The organism is Mesorhizobium sp. M0437, assembly GCF_040321335.1.
GTDB lineage: Bacteria > Pseudomonadota > Alphaproteobacteria > Rhizobiales > Rhizobiaceae > Mesorhizobium.
On record NZ_JAMYRK010000125.1, the window covers coordinates 1 to 7,110 of the forward strand.

A 7,110-nucleotide genomic window follows, 5' to 3' on the forward strand; every position below is an offset into this window, starting at 1 on the left:
CTTCATCCTATCGGAGGACAGCCAGCCGGCCAGATGTTCGAACATCGCCGCCACATCTCAGGTGGCCACCGCTTCCGCGATTACTTCATGTTCGTGCATCAGGCGCAAACCTGACCCCTGGCTGCGAATTCGAACCCAATACCCCGTCATCCTATGTTCATGATTTGTGCTTGAAACTCGCATAATTGGCAGTGAGGAATTGGGAGCGAAATCTCCCGAAACCGGAACCCACCCCATTCAAGGCCTCAGCTCTGACGAATGGCAGTTCCCATGTGACATGAATTGCCACAACGCGCTTTTCATGCTTGCTAGGCCGATGTCTCGTCCTCGCTTGCTGCCCGAAAAGAATCTTCCGACCTATGCGTACCTGCCTGGCAAACATCCGCATCCGGTACGTGACCCCTTGGGCCATAGCTACCGAAACGATCCCGTGACCGTCCCCCTTGCGGAAGCGTTAGGCTCGGATGTCTTTCGATGGGGAATCGACCTTTTCAATCACGGCTATTACTGGGAAGCCCATGAGGCTTGGGAGTCTCTTTGGCACGCTGCGAAACGAAGCACCCAGCACCGCCTGTTCTTCAAGGGATTGATCCTATTGGCGGCGGCCGGGGTAAAAATACGCGAGGGAAAGCGGGTCGCTGCCGTGCGCCACGCGACAAGAGCTGCCGCGCTTTTTCGTCAGGTGGTGACGGTGCCGAGCCGGCACTTTGAGACTGCACTCGGGATGACACCTGCCGCGCTTGCAGAATATGCCGAAGCGGCCGTAACTTCCCGGGTTTTCTTGCCAGAGCTAAAGCCTGACCAGCCCGAGCCCATTTTCGATTTTATTCTCGCCCCAAAATTGGAGAGTGTCTGATCGGCAACCCTCCGTTCAACCCAGCTTCGCCTGTGGGAAGGCGTTGTAAGTAACCCTATTTATAAAAGCCGCTCACCACCGCATGCAGCGCCGTAAAGCAATAAGCGCTGGATCGGCTGCGGAGCCTTGACTTCAGACGAGGCATACCAAGCTTGTTGCCGCCCTGGACGCGCCGACGTGACGCCTCTATTCGCCGGACTACTTGGTCGACAGGGTGAGGATCGACAACGATGGCGGTGCGGGACCACCCCAAAGTAATTCAGAAACAATCACCCCAGCGATCAACGACTTCCTGCTTTCTGATGGCCTTGGTGTTTGTTGTAAAACCATCCGCGAGAGGTTCCACAATCCGGCGGCGCGGCGGCTGGTGCGCACGCGGTTCGCCCAATGCCGAATTCCGTCTTTCGCCTGGACCTGGCTGAAAATTCGCTGCGCTGGTTCTTTCATTGCACCGGCAATTCCGCCAGCTATTTCAGCTTCCCGTTTCCGTTGAAACTGAAATCTCTATCCGCGCTGATTGAGACCGTGATGTCGTCAAATTCACGCCTTTGACCCTGAGGCGACCTTCGCCGGCCGATACGCCAATGTCGCCAGTACGCCAAAGAACAGACGCTGGTCGGTAGCCCGCGCCGCTTAGTGGGGACGATAGATCACAGCAGCAGCCTCGAGCGAGCGCGATTGTCGCGGATGTAGACTATGAACAGAAGCAGCTAACGCCCGATGTCGTCCGGCCCAGCCGCGGGATTCGACCATCCGGGTGAGAAGATCGCGGTCGATCCGGATAGGGGGTGCCCTCCGGTGTCACCACGCGCCCTGCCATGGACGCCTGGCACGCGCAGACGAGCTCTTTGCGGTGCGATCAGCTCAAAGTTGAAGGGCGAGCGAGTATCGTCGAATCGAGAGGCAATCAAACCGGGCGATCTAACGAAACCGACTTCGATTTGCGGCTGCGAACGGTCGGCTGCTTGATCTAGACCTGCGCTATAAACTCTGGAAATAAATTACCAAAGCGCATTCGTTTTGTGATATGGTGATCTGTTGGCCACAAAAAATCAAGAAAACAAAGGAGGCCGCGATGAAAGATTATTTTTCATTTCAGCTATTCATGAGAATGTCGACTGTGTTGTTTATCGGTACTGCTATCTATGCTATGGCATTTTGGAATACATGGTAGCGTTTAGGTTCAACGCTTAGACTTTCTCGCGACTATTCCCTGACATTTCTCACTCCGCGCCGCAACTACGACGCGGCGGGGAAGCGCATCGCGAACCGAGTGGACCTGCCAGACGATCACTCAGGGAAGAATCCACCCCATGGACTATGTCCGCGGCAGCTCTCGACCTGTGCATACGTTGATGTTGTCCAGACGCTGGCTGGTGAAGCCCAGCCTCGCCAAGCCCCTGCGCACCTCCGGCGTGCCCATGAACAGCTTCCACAGCAGCCCTGTACGATGGTTCTCGATCATCGCGATGATCGGCCCCTGATTGATCGCCAGATAGGTTCGGGAGTACCAGTTGCGATATTCGCAAAACGCGTCGACAAAGCCAAAGCGGCCCCATATGCGGTTTCGCGGCTTGGTCAGGAAACCACGTAGCGCGCACATCGCTTCCGCCGGAGCATAAGGGAAACTCGACAGGGCAGCGGACGGAGTGATCACGCCAAAGTCTCTGTCAGGTGCACTCGCGACGTACCCTCGCGGCCCATGGCTCGCGGTCAGACCCCAGCAATCAGGGCCGTATCCCAAATGGTTATGGGGATTGCGGACGCAATGCCAATAATTGATCTGCGTATGACGGAGGTTCTGTTGCCAGTAGTCGGCGTATCGGTCGCTTAGGCTTCGCGGATCGAGCCCGCAGAAGGAATAGTGCGAAAAGAAAAGCGGACCACCAGAATTCATTCCCAACGGCAGGACGATCCCGTAATGGTCGCGCCCGTTTCGAAAGTCGGGTCCACCCGCAAAGCCTTCATGATAGATCCCCGGATCGATCGGGTGGCGCGCTGATCCCGCCGCCAGCACGAAAGTGAGCAGGCATTCGTTCCAACCCGTGATCGGGCTGTCCATCGCCCAGCCGTGGTTCGGGCTCCAGTGGCACATAAGTTGCCGAGCCCCACGTGTGAACCAGTTCCATTCGGCCTATGACAACAGCGCGTTTACACACTCGCGAAGGCGCGCTTCCTCGGTTGCCATCCCGGCGAAATATTCACGGGCGCAAATCAGACCTTGAAACAGGAAAGTGGTTTCGACCAGATCAGCGCCGTCGTCCTTGCGTCGGAACGGAATTGTCGCACCAGTGCGGCCATTGATGAAATGCGGGAACACGCCGTGATAACGCTGCGAGCTTTCCAGGAAATCCAGCATTCCCTGCAATCGGCTTAATGCTGCCGTGCGATCGATCCATCCGCGTTCAACCGCAACGATGATGGCCAACATACCGAAACCAGAACCACCGATCGCCACGAGATCGTTGGCCGGAGCACCGGTGGTCTTCTGTCGATCTCGGGCAAGGCCGCTGACGGGATGTGCGCCTTCCCAGAAGTACCGGGCCGCTTGCCGTTGCACAATGTCCAGCAGCGCGTCCTCGTCGACTTTGTGAACGTTTGCCGGGAGGTCGGGTGCTTGGAGTGTGCTGGGGATCATCGAGCTGGTTGCTGATTGGCATACAGACCGCCGGACATTGTGCGATGTCAGGTCAAATGCTGCCATAGGATGAATCGGCTGCAATCTAGGGGTTACACAGCAATGGCCAAGGGTCAACCTTCGGCGCTGATTCACATTCTCCCGTTGGGGCGAAGCCTCGCCCTTCTGGTCGAGTAAATGCCCCGGCATTTGCTCGGCCAGAGGGGGAGAGCGCAGCCCGCCCACCGGCTACAGGCGTGCGGGTCAAGCGGTCGTGACGGCGGAAAAACGGAAGGTTCGGCCGCCGGCCGAAAGCCGTTTTTTTGACGGCTGGACAAGCGGCTTGCCGCGCCTGCCCCTTGGCGCGCACGCCTGGCGCTGGCAGGCGGAAAGAAAAAGAGGAAAGTGAGCCACGCATTAGGCGCGCGGCTCTCCATCAGACAGGCGCCGAAGCGGCGCACCGAGATCCTCGGCGCAATCTTCTCGCGCCAGCCTTCGCCTATACTACAGCGCTCTTTGGGGGCGCTGTACGGGCAATCCAGCTGGTCCGGCCCGGGATAGAACAATAATCGCCTCCCACGCGGCGAGCGTCATGTGAAGGGGAGGGCGCTTCCAGCAAGGCGGCTTCATAGCTATCGGCCGTGTCCTCGCCTGATAGTTTCGACCTGACTGCGGACGGTCTACTTCCGTGACATTTCGAGACGTTCAAGACCTCGAAGCTAAGCGTCCGCCCATAGCGCTACTTGCTCGTTCCCCTCGATGAGACGAATGGCAACATTTGCGACCCGTTGCGGACGCTCGATCGCAGAAGGCGTACGGTGAGTCCGGCCATTGCCGTTGGGAGGCACGAAGGTCTTGGAAGACCGAAGGCGGGATTGGGGTCTCCCGCCGCAGGAGGCAAGTGAGATGGGTATGGCGTGATCGCGGAAGGTGGCCCGAAGCACGGCACTGGCTTCTCCGGAAATCGCTTGCTAGTGGCGCCAACCTTGCTTGAATTCGTCGATGAACCATCGCTCGACGTCGCCCCGCACCGAAGTACTGCTTCGGAATTTCAAGTGGCCCGGCGACTTCTGCTCAAGCCAAGAAAAGAAATCGGAACATCTCGGATTCTCTGGCTGATCAAGATCCCCGCGCTCTTCAGCCCATTTTGTGCAAAAGTAGCGAACACCCTGTTCTGCTTCCTCCCTGGTCATGAGGGATGACAGGTGATCACCCAAAGGCAAGTCTTCTGCAAGGCGCCAGCGCGAGCGTGCCCGCGTAGCTCACCAATGCTGCGATGCTGAACAGCTGATGAGGTATATGGAGGGATTAAGCTGGCGCCCGCTTTGCGCCTGATTCCGGCCGGTCGCACCTCAATCTCCCTTCCCGAAATCGGTCCGCACCGAAGAGGCCATGCGGGGACGAGATCACCCCATTGCCGTGAAGAGAGCACCCGATAATGCCAAATGCGGACCCGAATGCGTTGACGACAGCACAAACACATGATGTACCAATACCCACCGCCGCCCCGAGCACCCCGACACCGAGCCGTCGGCATGACGGCGACCGATCGTTCCGCCGCGGTCTGGATCGACCAATCGCTGGCCCACGTCGCTGAAGCCATCGGCCGCATGGACGATCGGTTCCTGGCCGAGCACCAGTCCGCCCACGATGAGCCGCGCTCGCCGTCTGTGGACATGATTGCCGCCGTGCTCGAGCGCGAGTGGTGGCGCCGGTAGCCGGTGGGGCGCGACGAATGAAGCGACGGCCTAGTTCAATCTGGGCGACGCCCTTCAAAGCTGGGACGATCGATCTTCAACAAGCGGTCTGCGGCCTCGACCGCAGTTCGTATCCTGCTGCGCAGCGCGAGATTCTCGGCCAGCATTTCTTCAGTGCGTTGAAGCGCGAGCTCGGTCCGGTGGATGCGCCGCCTGGTATTGGCAACTTCCGATGTCAAAATATCTGCCGCTATCCCGTGGGGTTCCATAGTGTCCATCAGTTTCTAATGCATGGGGGGCGATATCGTTCCCTGATATCGGGCGAAACGGGGTGCCGCCGTTCCTCTATCAGTGATGAGCGCTGCCAAAATGCCCCGGCCGTCTTTGCCGCCGCGACAAAAGGCGAGATGGGCCGAATGACCAATGCGCTCCCTGTCAGTCGAGGCGGAACCGTATCCCGCCCGAGAGTACATTCGCGCGCATGATTCCGACGAACGCGGACCTTTCATCCGCTATTGAGAAACCTTGCATTCGACGGATGCAGTGCTACGCTTGCGGAGCCCTGGGGTGTCTCCACGCGGAATTGTTCGTCGTGAGCCGATGCCATTGTGCAAGTTTCGCAGCACTCCGGGTGGCTATATCGCCTAAGACAGCATGAAGAAGCGCGCCAACTTCTTGTTCGGTGAGCCTGGGTGCAATTCCTGATTCGGACAGTTGAACGAGAATTGTCTTGGCGGTGCTGCGCCAGAAGGCATCGCGCTGGCGAGGCTTACGCGTTGCTCCCGGCTACGCAGCTTCGCTTGCGCCATCATATAAGATAAGCCTAATGTAACCCATGATTCGGCTATTGAGGAGGCACGGCAGCGCCCTCGGGTCGGGCGCTATCTTAGCCGCAGCCTGCACTTAAGGGCAAAGATCGTTCGTATAAGAATTGCCGTGAACAGGCTGGTCAGGGATCAGCAGCACTCTTACCAATCCTTGTAGGTACAAAGCTTATATTAGCCAGAGTGAACGGAAGGTGATTCCGCACGGAAACCGATAGCCGACGGTTGCGTTGCGGATGAATGACGAGGATCAGAACCGACAACATCGCCACCGGCTACGAAGGCAAGCCGCATGACGGGCCGGTGGATGACGAATAGAAGCACTTTGTCTACTGCCCAGTCTGCGGGCAAACGTTCGACGCGCGCGATCTTGGACAGGTGTTCCACCACGCTGAGCCGCAGCACGAGCCGCTTCCGGTCGAGCAATAGTTCAGCTAATCAAGCTCCGGCGGGAAACTGACCTTGAAACCTTCAGCGCGCCAGCGTGATTGGGATTTCGGAGAAAGAGGTAAGGAGAGTGGTCGCCATGACCGTCCTCGCCTACACCCATAGCACAAGGGAGCGCACGATAGCACCGGATCGGATTCGGCCGATCTTGCGATATCGTACGAGGGGAAGGATTTGCTGGGCACCGAAGCTTCTCGTGCCCGGTGCTTCACCTGGACCGCAAAAAAGTCCCGCCGCACTGCCAGGACGGCGGGACCGATCAAGCGCTTTCCACCAGGCGCGGGGATGCGAGGGGGGGCTTTGCCAAGTGAGCGTCGACCGTAAGCGACCCTAAGCGCAACAGCGGCAAAGCGTCTACCAACCGCCGGTGACACGGAGAGGTCAAGTCATCCCGGGTCGCTATCGCTCGCAACCAGACGATAGCGGAAATTGTTGCGGATGTGGTCGTGGAAATAGCGGCCCTTGGCGAACGCGGCCCGGAACGCGGCAAAGGTTTCCGGCGGTACCCCCTCAAACTCGTACCGTTTACGGCTGGCGACGAACCACACAGAGAGGGTTCTTCTGTCAGGATCGTAGTACGCATCCGGTGAAGACCGCAGACGTGCGCATCCGGCAGCCAGGAGAACCTGAGCACCGGAGTGCTGGGGTCAAGCTTTCTTTGGGGAGACG

General features: G+C 58.5%; 8 protein-coding genes. 3 read left to right on the forward strand and 5 right to left on the reverse strand.

Translation table 11 applies throughout. The annotated features are described in order from the left end of the window. The first annotated feature begins 277 nt into the window (after nt 1-277). Nucleotides 278-856, forward strand: a complete 579-nt coding sequence (locus NKI72_RS33495) for a DUF309 domain-containing protein (protein ID WP_352772310.1) — start codon at nt 278-280, stop codon at nt 854-856. Between the two features lie 198 nt (nt 857-1,054). Here NKI72_RS33495 and NKI72_RS33500 read toward each other — a convergent pair whose 3' ends face one another. The 3 genes from NKI72_RS33500 to NKI72_RS33510 all read right to left on the reverse strand — a co-directional run bounded on the left by NKI72_RS33500 (nt 1,055) and on the right by NKI72_RS33510 (nt 3,494). Then, nucleotides 1,055-1,303, reverse strand: a complete 249-nt coding sequence (locus NKI72_RS33500) for a hypothetical protein (RefSeq protein ID WP_352852046.1) — start codon at nt 1,301-1,303, stop codon at nt 1,055-1,057. Between the two features lie 871 nt (nt 1,304-2,174). Continuing rightward, entirely contained in the window at nt 2,175-2,918 is a 744-nt protein-coding gene (locus NKI72_RS33505) for a glucoamylase family protein (RefSeq protein ID WP_352852048.1), read from the reverse strand. Between the two features lie 72 nt (nt 2,919-2,990). Next, on the reverse strand, nt 2,991-3,494 hold the full coding sequence (locus NKI72_RS33510; protein ID WP_352772302.1) for a hypothetical protein: 504 nt from the start codon (nt 3,492-3,494) through the stop codon (nt 2,991-2,993). A gap of 896 nt (nt 3,495-4,390) precedes the next feature. Between NKI72_RS33510 and NKI72_RS33515 the strand changes: the two genes are divergently transcribed. Beyond that, nucleotides 4,391-4,675, forward strand: a complete 285-nt coding sequence (locus tag NKI72_RS33515) for a hypothetical protein (protein ID WP_352772299.1) — start codon at nt 4,391-4,393, stop codon at nt 4,673-4,675. A 333-nt stretch (nt 4,676-5,008) separates the two neighbouring features. Further along, nucleotides 5,009-5,191, forward strand: a complete 183-nt coding sequence (locus NKI72_RS33520; RefSeq protein ID WP_352772297.1) for a hypothetical protein — start codon at nt 5,009-5,011, stop codon at nt 5,189-5,191. Between the two features lie 35 nt (nt 5,192-5,226). Here NKI72_RS33520 and NKI72_RS33525 read toward each other — a convergent pair whose 3' ends face one another. Further along, nucleotides 5,227-5,448: a hypothetical protein gene (locus NKI72_RS33525; protein ID WP_352852049.1), complete on the reverse strand. Its 222-nt coding sequence runs from the start codon at nt 5,446-5,448 to the stop codon at nt 5,227-5,229. A 1,379-nt stretch (nt 5,449-6,827) separates the two neighbouring features. Continuing rightward, nucleotides 6,828-7,061, reverse strand: coding sequence for a KTSC domain-containing protein (locus NKI72_RS33530; protein WP_352852051.1), 234 nt, complete (start codon nt 7,059-7,061; stop codon nt 6,828-6,830). Nucleotides 7,062-7,110 lie beyond the last annotated feature (49 nt).

Bases quoted from the DNA above. Each gene is read 5' to 3' on its own strand.
- NKI72_RS33495 (WP_352772310.1), top strand. From the start codon at position 278: ATGAATTGCCACAACGCGCTTTTCATGCTTGCTAGGCCGATGTCTCGT.
- NKI72_RS33500 (WP_352852046.1), bottom strand. From the start codon at position 1,303: ATGAAAGAACCAGCGCAGCGAATTTTCAGCCAGGTCCAGGCGAAAGAC.
- NKI72_RS33505 (WP_352852048.1), bottom strand. From the start codon at position 2,918: ATGGACAGCCCGATCACGGGTTGGAACGAATGCCTGCTCACTTTCGTG.
- NKI72_RS33510 (WP_352772302.1), bottom strand. From the start codon at position 3,494: ATGATCCCCAGCACACTCCAAGCACCCGACCTCCCGGCAAACGTTCAC.
- NKI72_RS33520 (WP_352772297.1), top strand. From the start codon at position 5,009: ATGACGGCGACCGATCGTTCCGCCGCGGTCTGGATCGACCAATCGCTG.
- NKI72_RS33525 (WP_352852049.1), bottom strand. From the start codon at position 5,448: ATGGACACTATGGAACCCCACGGGATAGCGGCAGATATTTTGACATCG.